Below are 17,908 nucleotides of genomic sequence, written 5' to 3' on the forward strand. Positions count from 1 at the left end.
GGCTCAGAAGCTCTCCAGGGTGTGCGAATCAAGGGTGTTCAGAAGCCGCCGCCCCAAAGGGGTGGCGGCGGTGAGGGTGATGCGGCGCGCTTGCAGGGCGCCGTCTTCGACGGCGCTGCCTTCTTCGGGGGCGATGAGCACATCCAGATCGGGCACGGGCAGCAGGCCGCCCGCTTGCTGCGGCCACTCGGCCAGCTTCAGCGCGGGCGCGGCAAAGGCGTCGCGCAGGCCCGCGTCTTCCCACTCGGCGGGGTCGCTGAAGCGGTAGAAGTCAAAGTGAAAAACGGCCAGTCCTGACGGCGTTTCATGCGGCTCCATCACGGCGTAGGTGGGGCTTTTGATGCGCCCGGCCACGCCCAGGGCGCGCAGCAGGTAGCGCGTGAAAGTGGTTTTGCCCGCGCCCAGGCCGCCGCGCAGGGCGATGAACGCGCCTTGCGGCGCGGCCTCTTGCAGCCCGCGCGCCAGGCGCTGTGCCAGCGCGGCGGTGCCGGCTTCGCTGCGGCAGGCCAGTTGCAGGGCAGGGGGGGTATCCGGGGCGCTGTTTGCGGCGCTGTCCGGGGTGTTTTTCTGCAAGGCGGAAGGTGAAGGCGCTGCTTGCAGGGCGGTCATGGCGTGTTCATGGATATGGACGGGGCGGCGGCGGGCGGGCTGTTTTGGCAACAATCCGGCCCCTTTGCGGAAACGACAAATACAAATCATGCCCACCGATCAAGACCCGCAGGCCCGGATCGACCCTGTTGCACTGCTGGAGCGCGTGCGCGCCTGGGCCAAGGAGCTGGGATTTTCCCAAATCGGCGTGGCGGGCGTGGACCTGTCCAGCGCCGAGGCGGGCCTGAGCCAGTGGCTGGCGCAAGGCTTTCACGGCAGCATGGACTACATGGCCGCGCACGGTTTGAAGCGCGCGCGCCCTGCCGAGCTGGTGCCCGGCACCGTCAGCGTCATCACCGCCCGCATGGACTACCTGCCGCGCAGCACGCCCCAAGGCTGGCAGCGCGTGGAGTTCGAGCGCCTTCAGCGCCCGCAAGAAGGCGTGGTGTCCGTCTATGCCCGTGGGCGCGATTACCACAAGGTGATGCGTGCGCGCCTGCAAAAGCTGCAAGCGCGCATGGCCGCCGAACTCGGCCCCTTCGGCCACCGCGTCTTCACCGACTCGGCCCCCGTGCTGGAGGCCGAGCTGGCCGCCCGCAGCGGCCAGGGCTGGCGCGGCAAGCACACCCTCGTGCTCTCGCGCGATGCAGGCTCCATGTTCTTTCTGGGCGAAATCTATGTGGACATCGCCCTGCCGCCCAGCGAGCCTGTCACCCACCACTGCGGCACATGCACCGCCTGCATGGACGCCTGCCCCACCGGCGCCATCGTCGCGCCCCACCGGCTGGATGCGCGGCGCTGCATCTCGTATCTGACCATCGAGCTGCACGGCGCCATTCCCGAAGACATGCGCCCGCTCATTGGCAACCGCATCTACGGCTGCGACGACTGCCAGCGCGTATGCCCCTGGAACAAATACGCGCACGTCAGCGCCTTGCCCGACTTTGACGAGCGCGAGGGCCTGACGGACGCGCCCTTGACCGCCCTGCTGGCCTGGAGCGAAGAAGAATTTCTGCGCCGCACCGAAGGCAGCCCCATCCGCCGCATCGGCCATGCCCGCTGGCTGCGCAATGTGGCCGTCGCCCTGGGCAACGCCCTGGCCCGCCTGCCCGCAGACGACCCCGCCCGCGCCCCCTTGCTGGCCGCGCTGGCTGCGCGGCGCGAACACCCCGACGAAATGGTGCGCGAGCACGTGGCCTGGGCCATGGAGCAAAAAGCCTGAGAACCGCCTGCGCCGTCTGGCCATTCGCTCCTCGCGGCAGGGTTTCATTCTTCAAGAAGAGGAGCAAATCCGGCGGCATGAAAACTGGCTCTCGCGCAATGTGCACTAGGACATCATGCTATCGATCCAGGAGCTGATTCAGACGGCCAGTTGGCTTTCATGAACAGGCTCCGGGGCGGCTTGCGCCTGCCCTGGCCCGGGCAGCGCTAGCGCAGCCGCGCCAGCAGCCCGGCTGTGGAAGCGTCCATGCCTTGCGCGTGGCCTTGCAGCAGGCAGGCTTCGATGTCGCCCGCGTGGCGCTTGCCCAGCTCCACGCCCCACTGGTCAAAGCTGTTGAGGCCCCAGATGGCGCCGCTGGTGAACACGCGGTGCTCGTGCAGCGCCAGCAGGGCGCCGAAGCTGGCCGGCTCCAGCCGCTCCAGCAGCAAGAAGGTGCTGGGGCGGTTGCCGGGAAAGTGCCGGTGGCCGTCTTCGCCCGCCTGGCCCATCATGAGCGCGCGCGACTGGGCCAGCGCGTTGGTGAGCAGCTTGGCGTGATGGCCGGGCAGCTCGTGCGCGGCTTCGCGCGTGACGATGAAATCGACGGGAATGACTTGCGTGCCCTGGTGCAGCATCTGAAAGAAAGCGTGCTGGCCGTTGCTGCCCGCTTCGCCCCAGACGACGGGGGCGCTGTCAAAGGCCAGGGGCTGGCCGGCGGCGTCCACGCGCTTGCCGTTGCTTTCCATCTCAAGCTGCTGCAAATAGGCGGGCAGGCGGCGCAGGCCGTGGTGGTAGGGGGCGATGCAGCGGCTGGCAAAGCGGTGGAAGTTGCGGTTCCACACATCCAGCAGGCCCAGCAGCGCGGGCAGGTTGGCGTGCAAGGGGGCGCTGGCGAAGTGGCAGTCCATGGCATGCGCGCCCGCCAGCAGCGCCTTGAAGCCTGCCGCGCCCAGCGCAATGGCCACGGGCAGGCCAATGGCCGACCACAGCGAGTAGCGCCCGCCCACGCCGTCGGCAAAGGTGAGGCACCGGCCCGCGCCAAAGGCGCGCGCGGCTTCGGGCCGGGCCGTCAGGGCGGCAAAGTGCGCGGCCAGATCGCTTTCCTGCCCGCCGTTCTGCAAAAACCAGGCGCGCGCGGAGCGGGCGTTTTGCAGCGTTTCGGCGGTGCCAAAGCTCTTGGAGGCAATGACGAAAAGCGTACGCGCCGGTTGCAGCGCAGCCAGCGCGGCGGCCAGCTCGTGCCCGTCCATGTTGGCCACGAAGTGGATGCGCGGCCCGCCGGGGCGCGCGTGATCTTGCAGCGCCTGCAAGGCCAGGCGCGGGCCGAGGTCAGAGCCGCCGATGCCGATGTGAACCACGTCGGTGAAGCGCCCCTGGGCGCGGATGCTTTCAGCCAGCGCCAGCATGGCGTCAAGCTGCTTCATGCACTCGCGGTGTTCGGCTTGCAGCGCGGCGGGCGCAGCGCCGGGCGGGCAGCGCAGCAGCGGGTGCAGGGCCGGGCGGCCTTCGGTGTTGTTCACGGCCTGGCCGCCCAGCATGGCGTCGCGGTAGCTTTCAAGCTGGCATTGGGCGGCCAGTTGCAGCAGCAGCGCCAGGGCGCGCTCGTCAAGCAGGTTTTTGGACAGATCGGCGAAAACGTGCGGCGCTTGCAGGCTCAGGCGCTCAAAGCGCCGGGCGTCTTCGGCAAAGGCGCGGCGCAAATCAAACGCATCCGCCCCGTCAAAGCGCTGCCGGTGGTGTGCGGCCAGGGCGGCCCAGGCGGGCGTGGCGTCGCAGCGCGGGCGGCTGGCAAGGCTCATTGCTGCAACAGCGCGTCGAGCTTTTTCGCGTCGGCCACGAAGGCGCGGATGCCTTCGGCCAGCTTTTCGGTGGCCATGGCGTCTTCATTGAGCGCAAAGCGAAAGGCCGCTTCCTCATCGGCGCCAAAGCTGGCGGCGGGCAAGTCAAGCTGGCGGGCGGCTTCGGCGTCCAGTGCGCGCGGCAGGGGCGCGCGGCTTTCGGCCAGCTGGGCGAGCAAATCGGGGCTGATGGTGAGCAAATCGCACCCGGCCAGCGCGGCAATCTGGCCCGTGTTGCGAAAGCTCGCGCCCATCACTTCGGTGGCAATGCCAAAGCGCTTGTAGTGGTTGAAGATGCGCGTGACGGACTGCACGCCGGGGTCATTGGCGCCCGCGTGCGCCGCCTCGTCCCACGCGCTGCCCGCGCGCGCCTTGTGCCAGTCATAAATGCGGCCCACAAAAGGCGAGATGAGCCGCACCTTCGCCTGCCCGCAGGCCACGGCCTGGCAAAAGGCAAACAGCAGCGTGAGGTTGCAGTTGATGCCGCGCCTTTGCAGCCGCTCTGCGGCGCGGATGCCTTCCCACGTGGCGGCAATCTTGATGAGCACGCGCTCTACCGGCACGCCCTCGGCCTGATACAGCTCGATCAGGCGCTCGGCGCGGGTGTAAGTGGCGTTTTCGTCAAACGACAGGCGCGCGTCCACTTCAGTGGAAACGCGCCCCGGAATCAGCGCCAGGATTTCGCAGCCAAAGCGCACCAGCAGCCGGTCGGCCACTTCGTCCAGCGGCCGGCCGCGATGCGCCGCCACGGTTTGCGCCAGCAGCGGCGCGTATTCGGGCTTTTGCACGGCCTTGAGAATGAGCGAAGGGTTGGTGGTGGCGTCTTGCGGCTGAAACTGCGCCAGCTGGCGAAAGTCGCCCGTGTCGGCCACCACGGCAGTGAACTGCCTGAGAGAGTCGAGCTGATTCATGATGGGCGCGGATTATCAGCGCTGCCCGCCTGGGCCTGGCGGTGAAAACAGGCGCAGAAAAGAAGGGCCAGGCGCAGGCTGCGGGCAGGCAAGGTATTTCGCTCCTTTATCCATAGCATGAGGTCCTAGTGAAATCTGCGCGAGATGGATTTTTTGCCTGCTTGAATTTGCTCCTGTTTCTTGCTGGCAAGCAAAGGGTCATGCCGCGCTCGCTCCATCCGTATTCCGCCCCCGGCCATGCCCCTGCGCCGCATGGGGCGGCCCATAGAATCCGCGCCCTATGTCCTATCTCGTCCTGGCCCGCAAATACCGTCCGCGCAACTTTTCAGAAATGGTGGGCCAGGAGCACGTGGTGCAGGCCCTGGGCAACGCGCTCACGCAGCAGCGCCTGCATCACGCCTATTTGTTCACCGGCACGCGCGGCGTGGGCAAAACCACGGTTTCGCGCATCCTGGCCAAGTCGCTCAACTGCACGGGGCCTGACGGGCAAGGCGGCATCACCGCCACCCCTTGCGGCCAGTGCGCGGCCTGCACGGCCATCGACGCCGGGCGCTTTGTGGACTACACCGAGCTGGACGCCGCCAGCAACCGGGGCGTGGACGAAGTGCAGGGCCTGCTGGAGCAAGCCGTCTACAAGCCCGTGCAAGGGCGCTTCAAGGTCTTCATGATTGACGAAGTGCACATGCTCAGCAACACGGCGTTCAACGCCATGCTCAAAACGCTGGAAGAGCCGCCCGAATACCTGAAATTCGTGCTCGCCACCACCGACCCGCAGAAAGTGCCCGTCACGGTTCTTTCGCGCTGCCTGCAATTCAACCTGCGGCCCATGGCCCCCGAAACCGTGCTGTCGCACTTGCAGCGCGTGCTGGCGCAAGAAAACGTGCCCGCCGAAGCCGCCGCCTTGCGCCTGCTGGCGCGCGCCGCGCGCGGCTCCATGCGCGACGCCCTCAGCCTGACCGACCAGGCCATCGCCTTCGGCAGCGGCCAGATTGCCGAAGCGGGCGTGCGTCAGATGCTCGGCAGCGTGGACGGCAGCCTCGTCTTTGCCCTGATTGACGCGCTGGCCGCCGCCGATGGCCGCGCCGTGGTGCAAACCGTGGACCACCTGCGCGCCCACGGCCTTTCAGCCGCCACCGCGCTGGAAGACATGGCCAGCGTGCTCCAGCGCATGGCCGTGCACCAGGCCGTGCCCGGCATGCCCGTGGACGAAGCCGACCCCGATGCGCAGGAAACCGCCCGCCTGGCCGCCCTGCTGCCGCCCGATGAAACGCAGCTGCTCTACAGCCTGTGCATTCATGGCCGCGCCGAACTGGGCCTGGCCCCCGACGAATACACCGGCCTGCTGATGACCCTGCTGCGCCTGCTGCCCTTCAAACCATCTGCCGCCCAACCCGGCGGCAGCGGCCGCGCCGCGCCAGAAAAAAAAACACTGAAAGCGGATGAGGCCGCCGCATCGACCCCCGCTGCGGCAACACCGCCGCCCGCCAGCGCCGCAGCCCCCATCACACCTGCCGCAGACCCTGGCGCCGCGCCCAATGAAGCCCGGCAGCCCGCCCTAGCCGCCCAGCCCGCCCTAGCCGCCCAGCCCGCCGCCGGTTCCCCGGCGGCCTCCGCGCCCGGCGTCTCGCAAGCGCCTGCTGCCCGCCCGGCCCCATCGCCCGCCCACACGGCTGATGCGCCCCCCGCGCCAGCCGCTGCCGCCCTGCCTGAAACAGCCCAAACCGAAGAAGCCTCAACCGAAGAAGCCCAAACAGCAAAAGCCGCAGCCTTCGCCCAGCCCGCCTTCCCTGCGCCGCCAAACAGCGCCAGCGAGCCGGATGACGACGGCTGGTTCGACGCCCTCATGGCTGAAGGCGACCCAGACGCTCCCGGCAGTGCCCCGCCCTGGCATGACGCCGCCGAACCCGCCCGCCAGCTGCCGCGCCCGCCAGCCGTGCAGGCCCTGCCCGTCATCGCCGCGCCTCACGCCCGCCACACCACGCCGGATGTGGCCGCGCCGTCCGCCCCTGAAGCGCGTGGCGCAACCGGCGAGCCAGACGCGGTTCAAACGCCTTCCGCCGCCAGCCTCATCGCCATTCCCGTGCGCGAAACCTCAGCGCACGAAAGCCCTTCCAGCGCGCCCGCCGCTTCCTCCAGCGCCGCGCCGCCCGCCCTCACCCCCTCGCCCGAAGGCAGCTTCTGGCACGCCCTCGTGCAAGAACTCATCGCCCGCGAAGCCATCACCGCCCTCGCGCGCGAACTCGCCTTGCAATCACAACTCATCGCCCGAGGCGAAGGCGTCTGGACGCTGCGCACCGCCAATGCCACCCTGGCCCAGCCCGCCACCGCCGCCCGCCTGCAAGCCGCCTTGCAAGCCGCAGGCCACGCCATCACGCTGCAAGTGCAAACCGGCGAAACCGCCGACCTCACCGACACCCCCGCCCGCCGCAATGCCCAGCACGCCGCCGCCCGCCTGCAAGCCGCCCGCGAGCTGCTCATGGCCGACCCCTTTGTGCAGCACATCACCCGCGAGCTGGGCGCCCGCCTTGTTCCCGGCAGCCTGAAAGCGCTTTGAGCGCGCCAGGCAACCAGCACGGCCCCGGAGCTTGTTCAGGGTCTGGCCACGAGGGGGGTGAAAGAGCAGATGAGAGCTTGGGCAGCCAGCGCAAGCCGCAGACGGGCTGGCTGACCGGCCAGCCAATTGCGACGCAACAGGCCGTCGGGGTCGTTTTTTAGCGCCTGTAGGCGAGCGTTGGAAGGTCTATTTTAGCTCCCTTATTCATAGCATGATGTCCTAGTGGATACTGCGCAGGCCGGTGTTTTGGCCCCCTCAAATTTGCTCCTGTTTCTGAGATTCTGCCCAGAGTTGAGCCGTGAGGGGAAAAGAGTGAATCGGGATGGACCGCAAGGCGCAAGGCCTGACTGTCCGCCTGCTGCCTGACAAGGCGTTTGCAACGCCATGGACTGCCCAAGTCCGCGCTTTCTGCGTTCGCGGACTTTGAACAAGCGTTTCAGCATGGGCTGCGTGTTGCCGTTGCGTTCATTCCCGCTGGCGAATCAGCCGCCGCAAAACGCCTGGCGCCACCGCGCCGCAAGGAGCACGGGTTGGCCGTGAGCGTGAAAAGAGGCAGCGGCATTCGCTCCGGTTATTCGCCCGCCTGCCGCAGCGTTTGCGCCACGGGGCGGCGCAGCACTTCGCGCAGGCTCCACCAGCCGGCGGCCAGGGCCAGGGCCGCCCCCGCCAGGCTGCCCAGCAAAGGCGTAGCCAGGGGCGCAGTCCAGTCAAATTCAAAGACGTGGCGCGCCAGCCCCCAGCCCAGCACGCTGGCCACCAGGCTGGCGAGCGCACCGGCCAGCAGGCCCACGCCGGCCAGTTCGGCGCGCTGCACCTTACCCAGCAAGGCGGCAGAAGCGCCCAGGGCGCGCATGATGGCAAATTCGCGCGCTTTTTCTTCGCGCGTGGCGGTGATGGCGGCCACCAGCACCAGCAGCCCGGCCGCCAAGGTGAAGGCAAAAAGAAATTCCACCGCGCGAATCACTTGCGCCAGCACGCGCTGCACCTGCGCCAAAGTGGCGCTCATGTCGATGCTGGTGATGTTGGGAAATTGGCGCACGAGGGCATTGTCAAAACCCGGCTGGCCGGGCGAGCGCCAGGCGGCCATCCAGGTGTAGGCCACGTCATCGGGCAATTCGCTCACGGGCAGGAGCACGAAGAAATTGGCGCGCAGCGATCCCCAGTCCACCTTGCGCAGCGAACGCACGCGCACTTCATGCGTGGCGCCGGCAAAGTCAAAGCCCAGCGTGTCGCCCAGGCGGATGCCCAGCGTTGCGGCCAGGCCCTCTTCCACGCTGGCCGCGCCCGCTTCTTCGGGCTGCCAGCGGCCGGCGGCCAGGCTGTTGTGGGCGGGCAGCGTGGGGGTGTGGGAGAGGTTGAATTCGCGCTCGGCCAGGCGCTGCGCGCGCTCGTCGCTGAAACTGGCGGCAGTGACGGGCCGGCCGTTGATGCTGACCAGGCGGCCCCGGAACATGGGATACCAGTCGTAGCCGCGCACGCCGCCTTGCGCGAGGGCGGCGCGAAAGTCTTCGGCCTGATCGGGCATGACGTTGATGGTGAAGCGGTTGGGCGCATCAGGCGGCGTGGCGCGCTGCCAGCTGGCCATCAGGTCAGTGCGCAGCAGCACCAGCAGCACCAGCGCCATCAAGCCCACGGCCAGGCTGCTGACTTGCGCCACGGCATGGGCGGGGCGGGCGGTGATTTGCCGCGCGGCCAGCGCCAGCCAGCGCGGGGCGCCATCCGCCGCGCCCGCCCAGCGGCGCAGCAGGGCCACGGCCAGCCGCGCCAGCAGGGCGAAAAGCAGCGCCGCGCCCGCAAAGCCGCCCACAGCCATCAGCCCCAGCGTGGCGTCGCGGCTGGCGGCCAGCAGCAGCGCGGCAAAACCGGCCATGCCCAGGCCCAGCACGGCCAGCGGAGCGGCCTTGGGCTGGCCCATATCGCGCCGCAGCACGCGCAGCGGGGGCACGCGCGCCAGTTGCAGCACGGGCGGCAGGCCAAAGGCAGCCAGCAGCGTCAGTCCCACGCCCAGGCCCAGCAGCGCGGGCCAGGGGCCGGGCGCGGGCAAATCCGCCTGCACCAGCCCGGCCAGCAGCCAGATGAAAGCGTGGTGCAGCGCCCAGCCCAGCGCCACGCCCGCCAGACTGGCTGCCAGCCCGGCCAGCAAAAATTCCACCGCGTAAGCGCCCGCCAGCGCGCGCTGCGGCAGGCCCAGCACGCGCAAAAGGGCTGCGTCATCCAGCCGCCGCAGGGCGAAAGCGCGCGCGGCCAGCGCCACGGCCACCGCCGAAAGCAGCGCGGCCAGCAGCGCCACCAGGTTCAGAAACTTTTCGGCGCGCGCCAGCGTGGTTTGCATTTCGGGGCGGCCGCTGTCCAGCGACTCCAGGCTCATGCCGCGCGTGTCCGGTGCGTCCGGTGTGTCCGGTGCAGCAGGCGTTGCGGATGCCGCCTTGTCCGCGCCCTTGAGCCGCGCCTCGGCCCATTGCGTGAAAGCGGCCACGGCCTCGTCGCCCGCCGCGCCATCACCGGCCACCGCCAGCCGCCAGGTGATGCGGCTGGCCGGCTGCACCAGGCCCGTGGCGGCCAAATCGCTCTCGCGCAGCATCACGCGCGGGGCAAAGCCCGCAAAGCCGCTGCCCCGGTCTGGCTCGGCCGTGATGACTTTGGCCACCGTGAACGCCGCATCGCCCAGCATCAGCTTCTGGCCGGGGGCCATGTCCAGCGCCTCCAGCAGCGCGGCATCCACCCACGCCTGGCCGGGCGCGGGCACTTCGCGCGTGGCGGCATCGGGCGCATCCGGCCCATCGGCCACGCGCAGGCTGCCGCGCAGCGGATAGCCCGGCGGCACGGCCTTGAGCGACACCAGGCGGCTGGCGCCCGGCTCGCCCGCCGCGCTGTCAGGCGCGCGCGCCATCGTCGCGAAATTCAGCGTCAGCGCCGTCTGCAGGCCCAGCGCCTGCGCCTTGGCCTGCCACTGCGGCGCGGGCGCGTGGTCGCTGGCCAGTACCACATCGCCGCCCAGCAGCTGTCGCGCGTCGCGCCGCAAGCCGCCTTGCAGCCGGTCGGCAAAAAAACTCACGCAAGCCAGCGCCGCCACCGCCAGCAGCACGGCCAGCATCAGCAGCCGCAACTCCCCGGCGCGCGCATCGCGCCAAAGCCCCCGCCAGCCCAGCGCCAGCACCGAAACCGTTTGATTCATGGCGGCGAAGGTAGCAGGCTTGCAGAAGCTGGCCGCTGCTATCATGCCGCGCAAGTGTCTTTCCACCTTTCGCAAGGAGCCAACCATGCCTGAATCCAAAGCCGCCAAAAAGGTCGCCGCCGCCTCCGAGCAGCTGACAGAAGCCGCCATCGAAACCAAGGAACAGCTGGCCGCCAACCTGCGCCGCCTGATTGCCGACGCCGAAGATCTGCTCAGCGCCACCGCCGGCCAGACCGACAGCCGCTTGGCCGAGCTGCGCACCCGCGCCCGCGAGAACCTGCAAATCGCCCGCGAAAAACTGGCTGACGCCGACGCCGCCATCCGCGCCAAAACGCGCGAAATGGCCTACGCCACGGATGACTACGTGCACGACAACCCCTGGTCTTCCATCGGCGTGGCGGCGGCGCTGGGCCTGCTCATTGGCGTGCTGATTGGCCGCCGCTGATGGGCCTCTGATACAAGGCGCGCTTGGCCTGCCGAAAACCGCCTCGCCAGAAAACCTGTCTGATGCGCGAACCGGGCTGCCAAGGCCCGGTTTTGCTTTGTCTCCCCTGCCAGAAAGGCCCGCCCATGCCCGCCGCCGATTCCGCTGATACCGCCGCCAGCCGCCCCGGCTTCGTCAGTCGCCTGCGCGGCCTGCTGGCCGACGCGCTGGAGCTGGCCCACGTGCGCCTGGAACTGCTGGCGCTGGAAGCGCGCGAAGAAAGCGCCCGCCTGCTGGCCGTGCTGCTGTGCGCGCTGGCCGCCGCCGCCTTCTTATGCCTTGGCCTGGCGTTCCTGGCCGTATTTCTCACCGTGCTGCTGTGGGATGAGCACCGGCTGCTCGCGCTGGGCGTTTTCACGGCGCTTTTTCTGGGCGGCGGCGCGGGCTTGGCCTGGCTGGCGCTGGCGCGTGCGCGCGATGGGCGCGGCTGGTTCGCCGCCACGCGGCAGGAGCTGGCGCGCGACTGCGAAAGGCTGCGCTCATGACGCCTCCCGTGATGCCCTCCAGCCCCGAATCCCTTGTTGAACGCCGCGCACGGCTGCTGGCGCGCTCCGCCGAGCTGCGCGAGCGCATCGCCCAAGGCAGCCAGGCCCTGCGCCCCGCCGCCCGCATGGCCGACGGCGCTGCCAGCCTTGCCAGCCGGGCGCGCGAGCAAATGCGAAAGCACGGCCCGCTGCTCCTGCTCGCGGGCGCGGCCCTGGCGGGCGCGGCCCTCACGCGCCCGCGCCTGCTGCTTGGACTGGGCCTGCGCGTCTGGTCTGGCTGGCAGATTTATCAGCGCGTCCGCCCCTTGGCTCAAGGCTTTTTGCGGGGCCTGGCCAAAGGGCGAACCCTGCTCTGACGCCCGCGCGCCGATCCCGCCATCAGCGCTCCGGCGCTCCGCTCCACTCCCAAAAGCCCATGCAGTCCATGAACCCCAACGCCCCTGCGCCTGCCAGCGCCGAAGACGAAGGCGTGCCCGTCTCCACCAAGATCCGCGAGCGCCTCAAAGCCGCGCGCCAGCGCTACCACGCCAACGACAACATCGCCAGCTTCATCCAGCCCGGCGAGCTGGAGCAGCTGCTCGACGAAGTCACCGCCAAAATGCAAGGCGTGCTCGAAAGCCTGGTCATCGACACCGAAGACGACCACAACACCGCCAGCACCGCCCGCCGCGTGGCCAAGATGTATGTGAACGAGGTTTTCAAGGGCCGCTACGCCGCCGCGCCGGCCATCACCGAATTTCCCAACGCCGAGCGGCTCAATGAACTGATGATCGTCGGCCCCATCACCGTGCGCAGCGCGTGCAGCCACCACTTTTGCCCCGTCATGGGCAAGCTGTGGATCGGCGTCATGCCCAACGAACGCACCAACGTCATCGGCCTGTCGAAATACGCGCGCCTGGCCGAATGGGTCATGGGCCGCCCGCAAATCCAGGAGGAAGCCGTCGTGCAGCTGGCCGATCTCATTCAGCAGAAAACCCGCCCCGACGGGCTGGCGCTGGTCATGCAGGCCACGCACTTTTGCATGGCCTGGCGCGGCGTGAAAGACGTGGACAGCAAGATGATCAACTCCGTCATGCGCGGCGTATTTCTCACGCAGCCCAATTTGCGCCGCGAATTTCTCTCACTCATTCCCCGGGACTGAAACTGCCATGCTCGTGCGCCTGCTCTTTGCCAGCCGCGCCGCCGAACCGGCAGCGGCCACCATCGCCTCCATCTGCCAGCACTCCCAGCCGCGCAATGCCGAACGCGGCATCACTGGCGTGCTGGTCTGCGGCGACGGCGTGTTCATGCAAGCCATTGAAGGCGGCCGCGCCGCCGTCAACAGCCTCTACGGCGAAATCCTGCGCGACGCGCGCCACCGCGACGTGGTGCTGCTGCACTACGAAGAAATCACCGAAAGGCGCTTTGCCGGCTGGACGATGGGCGTTGTGGACACCCGCCGCATCAACCCCGCCATCCTCCTCAAATACAGCGAACGCGCCGCCCTCGACCCCTGCGCCTTGCCTGGCCAGGCCAGCCTGGCGCTGCTGGAAGAACTCGTCGCCACGGCCAGCATTGGCCGCGCCTGAGAGCCTGTTCAGTGCACGAGCTTTGAAACCCGGCCATAAAAGAATGTGCCGCACGGCAAAGGCGGGAAAAAGACGCTTTTATTCGCTCCTTGATCCATAGCATGATGTCCTAGTGGAATGAGCGCAAAGCGGCTTTTTTTATCCCTTTGATTTGCTCCTGTTTTGATAATCCCAGGCCAGCATGTCGGAGAAAGCGAAAGCGGGCTGGCGTTTTCAGCGCCGCTGCACCGAATCCGCTTTGGCCGTCTTGTTGCCCTTTTTCAGCCACAGGTAAAGCCCGCTGCCCAGCACGATGATGGACAGCACGTCCAGCAGCGCCCACAGAATTTGCATGGGCCAGCCGCCGTAGTCGCCAAAGTGCAGCGGGCGCGACATGAGCAGCGCCGTCAGGTACCAGGGCAGGCGCGGCGCGGCGGTCACTTGCGCGGTGCGCGCGTCCACCAGCACGGGGCGCGGCAGGTGCGCCGTCAGCGGCGTGTTGCCGCGCATGAAAAAGACGTAGTGGTGCGGGCTGGCAAAGGCCGTGCCCGGAAAGGCCATGAAATAAAGGCGCGTATCAGGCACGGCCTCTTGTGCGGCGTGCAGGGCCTGGTGAATGGGCGCGCGCTCGCCTTGCGGCACCGTGGGCTGGCCTTTGTAGGGGGCCAGGTAGGCCGAGAGCTGGTCGTGCTGCCAGTATTTGACGAGCAAATCGGCCCAGGTGTTGATGACGCCGGTGCCGCCCACCACAAAGAGCCAGGCCAGCAGCACGATGCCCAGCAGGTTGTGCAAATCCAGCCACTTCAGCCGCCGCTGGGCGGCGCGTTGTTTGCGCGCCCTGTCATCTTCCTGGCGGCTGGCCGGGCGGTCGCTGCCGCGCCGCACTGTGCCGAATGCGAGCTTGCGCATGAAAGGCGCGTACAGCACCGTGCCGCTGATGAGCGAGACGAGCAGCAACACGCCCATCAGCCCCAGAAAGAGCTTGCCCGCCAGGCCCGCGAACAAGTCCACGTGCAGCTTGAACATGATCCACAAAAAGCCGCTGTGCAGCGGCGGCGTGCCCAGGTAGTCGCCCGTGCGCGCGTCCACCACGACAAGGCGGAAGTCATCCGTGGGCGCGGGCGTGGGGGCCATCGTCACGCGCCAGAGATCGTCGCTGTCTTCTTCGGGCGAGGCGTATTGCGCCACGCGGCCGGGGTGAACGCGCTGCGCCACGGCCACGGCTTTGTCCAGGGTGACGGCGCGCGCGGCCACGCCGGCGGGCAGCGGCGGCGCTTGCATTTCAGTGCCCAGCCAGTGCCCCAGCTCGTGGTGAAAGATGAGCGGCAGCCCCGTCAGGCACAGCAGCAGCATGAAGACGGTGCAAATGAGGCTGCTCCATTTGTGCAGCCAGAGCCAGACGCGGGTGGTTTGGGGCGTCATGAGATGAAAAGGATGAAAAGGCAAAAGGCGCGAGGAAGGCAAGCTGCATGACCTCACGCCGGATGCGATGGATCGAGGAATCTGTTCGCAGTCTATCCGTGGACGCGAAAAGCGCAGGCCCGGGCGCTCTTGGGTTTCGCCAATCTTCAGCAAGTGACAAAACCCGCCTGTGGTTTGCACCTCGCGGCCCATCCCGATTCGCTGCCCTTCACGGTCAGGGTTGGTGCAGCTTTGCATAAATGAAAACGGGCCGCGCGTGGCGGCCCGGCGGGCATGGCTTGCGGCTTCTTTATTGGTTGCGGCCGCGAAGGTTGCCTTTGTCGTCGGCAATGATGACTTCCACGCGGCGGTTCATGGCGCGGCCTTCGGCAGTGGCGTTGTTGGCCACGGGGTAGTCCTTGCCATAGCCCTGCGCGGTGATGCGGCTGATGTCGATGCCGCGCTGGGTGAGGGCAGTCTGCACGGCCTGGGCGCGGCGGCGGGAGAGGTCGAGGTTGTAGCTGGCGGAGCCGACAGAGTCGGTGTAGCCCTCCACGAGCAGGCGGCGGTCGGGGTACTGGCGCAGGAATTCGGCGAGTTTGTCCAGGCGCGGGCCGGCGGCGGCGAGCAGATCGGCCTTGCCGAATTCAAAGAGCACGTCGCCCAGGGTGACGAGCAGGCCGCGTTCGGTTTGCTGGGCTTCGATTTCGCGCAGCTTGGCTTCAAGCGCGGCGACGCGGGCCTGCGCGGCCTGCGCGGCGCTTTGCTGGCGGGCGGCTTCGGCACGGGCGGCTTCGGCGCTTTGCTGGGCGCGCAGGGCTTCAGCGCGGGCGGCTTCGGCTTCGCGGGTGCGCGCTTGCAGGCGCAGCTGGCTGGCCTGGTTGCTGGCGTGTTGCAGCTGGCTGTCGGCGTTGCGGGCCTGGGCTTGCGCCTGGGCGATGGCGGCGCGCTGGCGGGCCAGGTAGGCCAGGTGTTCGGTTTCGGCCTGGTCGCCGTCCTGCGCCCAGACGCGGTCAGCGCGGGCCAGGGTGTCGGAGGCGGCTTTGAGTTCGAGCGCGGCGCGTTCGGCCACGGCGGGGGTGGCGGCAGCCTGATTGACGGCGCGGCGGGCTTCTTCAAGCGCGGGGTTGGGCGGGTTGGCGCCGCAGGCGGCGAGCAGGGCGGCGGCGCTGGCGGCCAGCAAGGCGGAGGTGCGAAGGCGTTGTCGGGTCATGGCGATAAGGGGTTTGAGTAAAGGAATGGCGCAGATATGGCTGGCCGCGAATTACTGGCCGCGGCGCTGGAGTTCGTCATCCAGCGAGCGGATGGATTCCTGCACTTCGCGCACGGCGCTTTCGCCGCGCAGGGCGGCGGTCTTGGATTCGGCCAGCCGGGCGTCAACGCTGGCTTGTTCGGCCAGGCGGCGGGCCTGCACGTAGTCGCGGTTGCTCATCGCGCGCTCGGCGCGGGCGAGCTTGTCGCGCGCGGCTTGCAGTTCAACAGGGGCGCTGCTGACGATGCCGGGGCTGGCGTTCACACGCTCGACGGCGCTTTTGGCGACGGCCATTTGCTCGCGCGGAACGGGGGCGCTGGAGCAGGCGGCCAGCAGGGCGGCGCTGGCGGCAAGCAAGGCAATGGAGGTGATGCGCATGGTGTTTCCTCTCTGTTTGAAAAAGCGGTGGTTGAAACGTTTTATTTTGTGCCAAAAATGCGGTCGCCCGCGTCGCCCAGGCCGGGGAGGATGTAGCCGTGATCGTTGAGTTCGCGGTCAATGGCGGCGGTGTAGATGGGCACGTCCGGGTGGGCGGCGTGCAGGGTCTGGATGCCAGTGGGGGCGGCCAGCAGGCACAGGAATTTGAGCGAGCGCGGACGGGCGGCCTTGAGCTTGTTGAGCGCAGCGACGGCGGAGTGGCCAGTGGCGAGCATGGGATCCACGGCGATGACATCGCGCTCCTGAAGATCGGCGGGCATCTTGTAGTAGTACTCCACGGCCTTGAGCGTGGCCGGGTCGCGGTACAGGCCAATGTGCCCCACGCGGGCGCTGGGCACCACGCGCAGCAGGCCGTCGAGCATGCCGTTGCCCGCGCGCAGGATGGAGGCGAACACGAGCTTTTTGCCGTCGATCATGGGGCTTTGCATGGTTTCCAGCGGGGTTTGAACCTCGACCAGATGCGTGGGCATGTCGCGCGTGACTTCGTAGGCCATGAGCATGGCCAGCTCGCCCAGCAGGGTGCGGAAGGTGGTGCTGCTGGCGTTCTTGTTGCGCATGAGGGTGAGCTTGTGCTGCACGAGGGGGTGGGTGACGTGGTGGACTTGGGGCGGTGTCATTGGTTTTCTTCTTTCGGAAGGAGACGATGCGAAATGAAGCGGCGGGCGCGAACGCCTGTCCTTACCGGCGCTGCCAGACGGCGGCAAAAAAGCCGTCCGTGCCATGCAAGTGCGGCCACAGGCGCAAATGCCCCGCTTCAGTCGTGAGCCGGGCCGCCTGCGGCACTTTGGCGGCGGCGAGAACGTCGCCCGCGTGCAGCGGCGCAAAGCCGGGCAGCGCGTTTGACAGGGCCTGCGCCACGGCTTCGTTTTCCTGCGGCAGCAGGCTGCACGTGGCGTAAACCAGCCGCCCGCCGGGCTTGACGAGGCGGGCGGCGCTTTGGGCGATGGAAAACTGCTGTTCGGCCAGGCGGGCGATGTCTTCAGGGCGGGTGCGCCACTTCAGGCCGGGCGCGCGGCGCAGCGTGCCCAAGCCGGAGCAGGGCGCGTCCACCAGCACGGCATCGGCCTTGCCTTGCAGGGCGTTGAGGCGCGCGTCGCGCTCGTGGGCGATGGCGGCGGTGTGCACGTTGCCCAGCCCGCTTCTGGCCAGACGCGGCTGAAGGCCCTGCAAGCGGTAGGCGGAGGCGTCGAACGCATACAGCCGGCCCGCGCCGCGCATCATGGCGCCCAGCGCCAGCGTTTTGCCGCCCGCGCCCGCGCAAAAGTCCACCACCAGCTGGCCGCGCCGCGCCTGCGTGAGCAGCGCCAGCAGCTGCGAGCCTTCGTCTTGCACTTGCACAAGGCCCTGCTGCCACGCGGGCAGATGGGTCAGGCGCGGCTTGCCCGCCACGCGCAGCCCCCAGGGCGACCAAGGCGTTTCCTGCGTCTGAATGCCGCTTGCGGCCAGCGCGGCGGCCACGGCGGGGCGCTTGGCCTTCATGGCGTTCACACGCAAATCCAGCGGCGCGGCTTGCAGCAGGGCTTCGGCCAGCGGCCAGAAGTCTTGCGGCTGTTGCGTCATGGATGCCTGCAAGGCGGCGGCCAGCCAGTCGGGCAGGTTGTGGCGGCAGGCTTCGGGCAGGCTGGCGGGCTGGCTTTGCAGGGCGCGGCAGGCGGCCAGCCAGGGGCGGAGTTCGGCGGGCGCGTCTGAAAAATCGCTGTTTTCGCCGCCTTCGCCATCAAGCAGCGCCAGCAGAGCCATGCGGCGCGGCACGGGCCAGTCGGCACTGTTGGCAAAACCGGCGGGCGCTTCGGCTTCAAAGCGGCGCGCCAGGTGTTCATACCAGCGCTTGCGGCGCAGCACGGCGTAGGCGGCATCGGCCAGCCGGGCGCGTTCGCGCGAGCCTGTGCGGCGCTTTTCAAAGAACTGCGACACCGCCATATCGGCAGGCTGCGCATGGGCCAGCAGGGTTTGCAGCAAGTCAGCGGCGGCGGCGCTCAGGGCAAGAAGGTGCATGGGGCGCGAATTTTCCCATTGCGCCGCAGGGCAGCGGAC

General features: G+C 68.5%; 16 protein-coding genes. 7 read left to right on the plus strand and 9 right to left on the minus strand.

The genetic code is table 11. The features are described 5' to 3' along the window. Window positions 1-3: 3 nt before the first annotated feature. Window positions 4-609 (minus strand): tRNA (adenosine(37)-N6)-threonylcarbamoyltransferase complex ATPase subunit type 1 TsaE, encoded by a 606-nt coding sequence (tsaE, locus tag QB898_RS01015; RefSeq protein WP_102284418.1) that lies wholly within the window; start codon window positions 607-609, stop codon window positions 4-6. 88 nt (window positions 610-697) lie between these two features. Here tsaE and queG point away from each other — a divergent pair, with 88 nt between their 5' ends. Further along, window positions 698-1,810 (plus strand): tRNA epoxyqueuosine(34) reductase QueG, encoded by a 1,113-nt coding sequence (gene queG, locus QB898_RS01020; protein ID WP_279523446.1) that lies wholly within the window; start codon window positions 698-700, stop codon window positions 1,808-1,810. A gap of 206 nt (window positions 1,811-2,016) precedes the next feature. Here the strand turns inward: queG and pgi are convergent, their stop codons facing one another. Together pgi and tal are read right to left on the minus strand one after the other, a co-directional pair. Then, entirely contained in the window at window positions 2,017-3,588 is a 1,572-nt protein-coding gene (gene pgi, locus QB898_RS01025) for a glucose-6-phosphate isomerase (protein ID WP_279523447.1), read from the minus strand. Further along, window positions 3,585-4,538, minus strand: coding sequence for a transaldolase (tal, locus tag QB898_RS01030; protein WP_279523448.1), 954 nt, complete (start codon window positions 4,536-4,538; stop codon window positions 3,585-3,587). The genes pgi and tal overlap by 4 nt, the downstream gene beginning before the upstream one ends. A gap of 280 nt (window positions 4,539-4,818) precedes the next feature. Here tal and dnaX point away from each other — a divergent pair, with 280 nt between their 5' ends. Continuing rightward, window positions 4,819-7,092 carry a DNA polymerase III subunit gamma/tau gene (gene dnaX, locus QB898_RS01035; RefSeq protein WP_279523449.1) on the plus strand — a complete coding sequence of 758 codons (2,274 nt, stop codon included), beginning with the start codon at window positions 4,819-4,821 and terminating at the stop codon, window positions 7,090-7,092. Window positions 7,093-7,663: 571 nt separating this feature from the next. On the opposite strand, the gene QB898_RS01040 is transcribed toward dnaX, so the two are convergent. Next, window positions 7,664-10,267 (minus strand): ABC transporter permease, encoded by a 2,604-nt coding sequence (locus QB898_RS01040; RefSeq protein WP_279523450.1) that lies wholly within the window; start codon window positions 10,265-10,267, stop codon window positions 7,664-7,666. A gap of 85 nt (window positions 10,268-10,352) precedes the next feature. Here QB898_RS01040 and QB898_RS01045 point away from each other — a divergent pair, with 85 nt between their 5' ends. The 5 genes from QB898_RS01045 to QB898_RS01065 all read left to right on the plus strand — a co-directional run bounded on the left by QB898_RS01045 (window position 10,353) and on the right by QB898_RS01065 (window position 12,804). Next, window positions 10,353-10,712 (plus strand): ElaB/YgaM/YqjD family protein, encoded by a 360-nt coding sequence (locus QB898_RS01045; protein ID WP_082203286.1) that lies wholly within the window; start codon window positions 10,353-10,355, stop codon window positions 10,710-10,712. Between the two features lie 125 nt (window positions 10,713-10,837). Further along, the gene (locus QB898_RS01050; protein WP_102282840.1) at window positions 10,838-11,236 is read left to right on the plus strand and encodes a phage holin family protein; all 399 of its coding nucleotides are present in this window, start codon (window positions 10,838-10,840) and stop codon (window positions 11,234-11,236) included. Then, window positions 11,233-11,592: a hypothetical protein gene (locus QB898_RS01055; protein WP_279523451.1), complete on the plus strand. Its 360-nt coding sequence runs from the start codon at window positions 11,233-11,235 to the stop codon at window positions 11,590-11,592. The genes QB898_RS01050 and QB898_RS01055 overlap by 4 nt, the downstream gene beginning before the upstream one ends. 68 nt (window positions 11,593-11,660) lie before the next feature. Further along, a complete protein-coding gene (folE, locus tag QB898_RS01060; RefSeq protein ID WP_102282839.1) occupies window positions 11,661-12,377 on the plus strand; it encodes a GTP cyclohydrolase I in 717 nt (238 codons plus the stop codon). Between the two features lie 7 nt (window positions 12,378-12,384). Then, complete coding sequence (locus tag QB898_RS01065) at window positions 12,385-12,804, plus strand: BLUF domain-containing protein (protein WP_279523453.1); 420 nt, start codon at window positions 12,385-12,387, stop codon at window positions 12,802-12,804. A gap of 213 nt (window positions 12,805-13,017) precedes the next feature. Here the strand turns inward: QB898_RS01065 and QB898_RS01070 are convergent, their stop codons facing one another. The 5 genes from QB898_RS01070 to QB898_RS01090 form a co-directional block, all read right to left on the minus strand. Continuing rightward, on the minus strand, window positions 13,018-14,205 hold the full coding sequence (locus QB898_RS01070; protein ID WP_279523454.1) for a PepSY-associated TM helix domain-containing protein: 1,188 nt from the start codon (window positions 14,203-14,205) through the stop codon (window positions 13,018-13,020). A gap of 289 nt (window positions 14,206-14,494) precedes the next feature. Beyond that, window positions 14,495-15,397: an OmpA family protein gene (locus tag QB898_RS01075; protein ID WP_050716071.1), complete on the minus strand. Its 903-nt coding sequence runs from the start codon at window positions 15,395-15,397 to the stop codon at window positions 14,495-14,497. A gap of 51 nt (window positions 15,398-15,448) precedes the next feature. Beyond that, window positions 15,449-15,814 (minus strand): DUF4398 domain-containing protein, encoded by a 366-nt coding sequence (locus QB898_RS01080; protein ID WP_279523455.1) that lies wholly within the window; start codon window positions 15,812-15,814, stop codon window positions 15,449-15,451. A gap of 41 nt (window positions 15,815-15,855) precedes the next feature. Beyond that, window positions 15,856-16,491 (minus strand): uracil phosphoribosyltransferase, encoded by a 636-nt coding sequence (upp, locus tag QB898_RS01085; protein WP_279523456.1) that lies wholly within the window; start codon window positions 16,489-16,491, stop codon window positions 15,856-15,858. A gap of 61 nt (window positions 16,492-16,552) precedes the next feature. Then, the gene (locus tag QB898_RS01090) at window positions 16,553-17,869 is read right to left on the minus strand and encodes an RsmB/NOP family class I SAM-dependent RNA methyltransferase (protein WP_279523458.1); all 1,317 of its coding nucleotides are present in this window, start codon (window positions 17,867-17,869) and stop codon (window positions 16,553-16,555) included. Window positions 17,870-17,908 lie beyond the last annotated feature (39 nt).

Source organism: Ottowia cancrivicina (assembly GCF_029813755.1).
Taxonomy (GTDB): Bacteria; Pseudomonadota; Gammaproteobacteria; order Burkholderiales; family Burkholderiaceae_C; genus Ottowia; species Ottowia massiliensis.

What these genes read in the sequence shown, in the direction of transcription:
- tsaE (WP_102284418.1), bottom strand. Translation starts at nt 609, where the DNA reads ATGACCGCCCTGCAAGCAGCGCCTTCACCTTCCGCCTTGCAGAAAAAC.
- queG (WP_279523446.1), top strand. Translation starts at nt 698, where the DNA reads ATGCCCACCGATCAAGACCCGCAGGCCCGGATCGACCCTGTTGCACTG.
- pgi (WP_279523447.1), bottom strand. Translation starts at nt 3,588, where the DNA reads ATGAGCCTTGCCAGCCGCCCGCGCTGCGACGCCACGCCCGCCTGGGCC.
- tal (WP_279523448.1), bottom strand. Translation starts at nt 4,538, where the DNA reads ATGAATCAGCTCGACTCTCTCAGGCAGTTCACTGCCGTGGTGGCCGAC.
- dnaX (WP_279523449.1), top strand. Translation starts at nt 4,819, where the DNA reads ATGTCCTATCTCGTCCTGGCCCGCAAATACCGTCCGCGCAACTTTTCA.
- QB898_RS01040 (WP_279523450.1), bottom strand. Translation starts at nt 10,267, where the DNA reads ATGAATCAAACGGTTTCGGTGCTGGCGCTGGGCTGGCGGGGGCTTTGG.
- QB898_RS01045 (WP_082203286.1), top strand. Translation starts at nt 10,353, where the DNA reads ATGCCTGAATCCAAAGCCGCCAAAAAGGTCGCCGCCGCCTCCGAGCAG.
- QB898_RS01050 (WP_102282840.1), top strand. Translation starts at nt 10,838, where the DNA reads ATGCCCGCCGCCGATTCCGCTGATACCGCCGCCAGCCGCCCCGGCTTC.
- QB898_RS01055 (WP_279523451.1), top strand. Translation starts at nt 11,233, where the DNA reads ATGACGCCTCCCGTGATGCCCTCCAGCCCCGAATCCCTTGTTGAACGC.
- folE (WP_102282839.1), top strand. Translation starts at nt 11,661, where the DNA reads ATGAACCCCAACGCCCCTGCGCCTGCCAGCGCCGAAGACGAAGGCGTG.
- QB898_RS01065 (WP_279523453.1), top strand. Translation starts at nt 12,385, where the DNA reads ATGCTCGTGCGCCTGCTCTTTGCCAGCCGCGCCGCCGAACCGGCAGCG.
- QB898_RS01070 (WP_279523454.1), bottom strand. Translation starts at nt 14,205, where the DNA reads ATGACGCCCCAAACCACCCGCGTCTGGCTCTGGCTGCACAAATGGAGC.
- QB898_RS01075 (WP_050716071.1), bottom strand. Translation starts at nt 15,397, where the DNA reads ATGACCCGACAACGCCTTCGCACCTCCGCCTTGCTGGCCGCCAGCGCC.
- QB898_RS01080 (WP_279523455.1), bottom strand. Translation starts at nt 15,814, where the DNA reads ATGCGCATCACCTCCATTGCCTTGCTTGCCGCCAGCGCCGCCCTGCTG.
- upp (WP_279523456.1), bottom strand. Translation starts at nt 16,491, where the DNA reads ATGACACCGCCCCAAGTCCACCACGTCACCCACCCCCTCGTGCAGCAC.
- QB898_RS01090 (WP_279523458.1), bottom strand. Translation starts at nt 17,869, where the DNA reads ATGCACCTTCTTGCCCTGAGCGCCGCCGCCGCTGACTTGCTGCAAACC.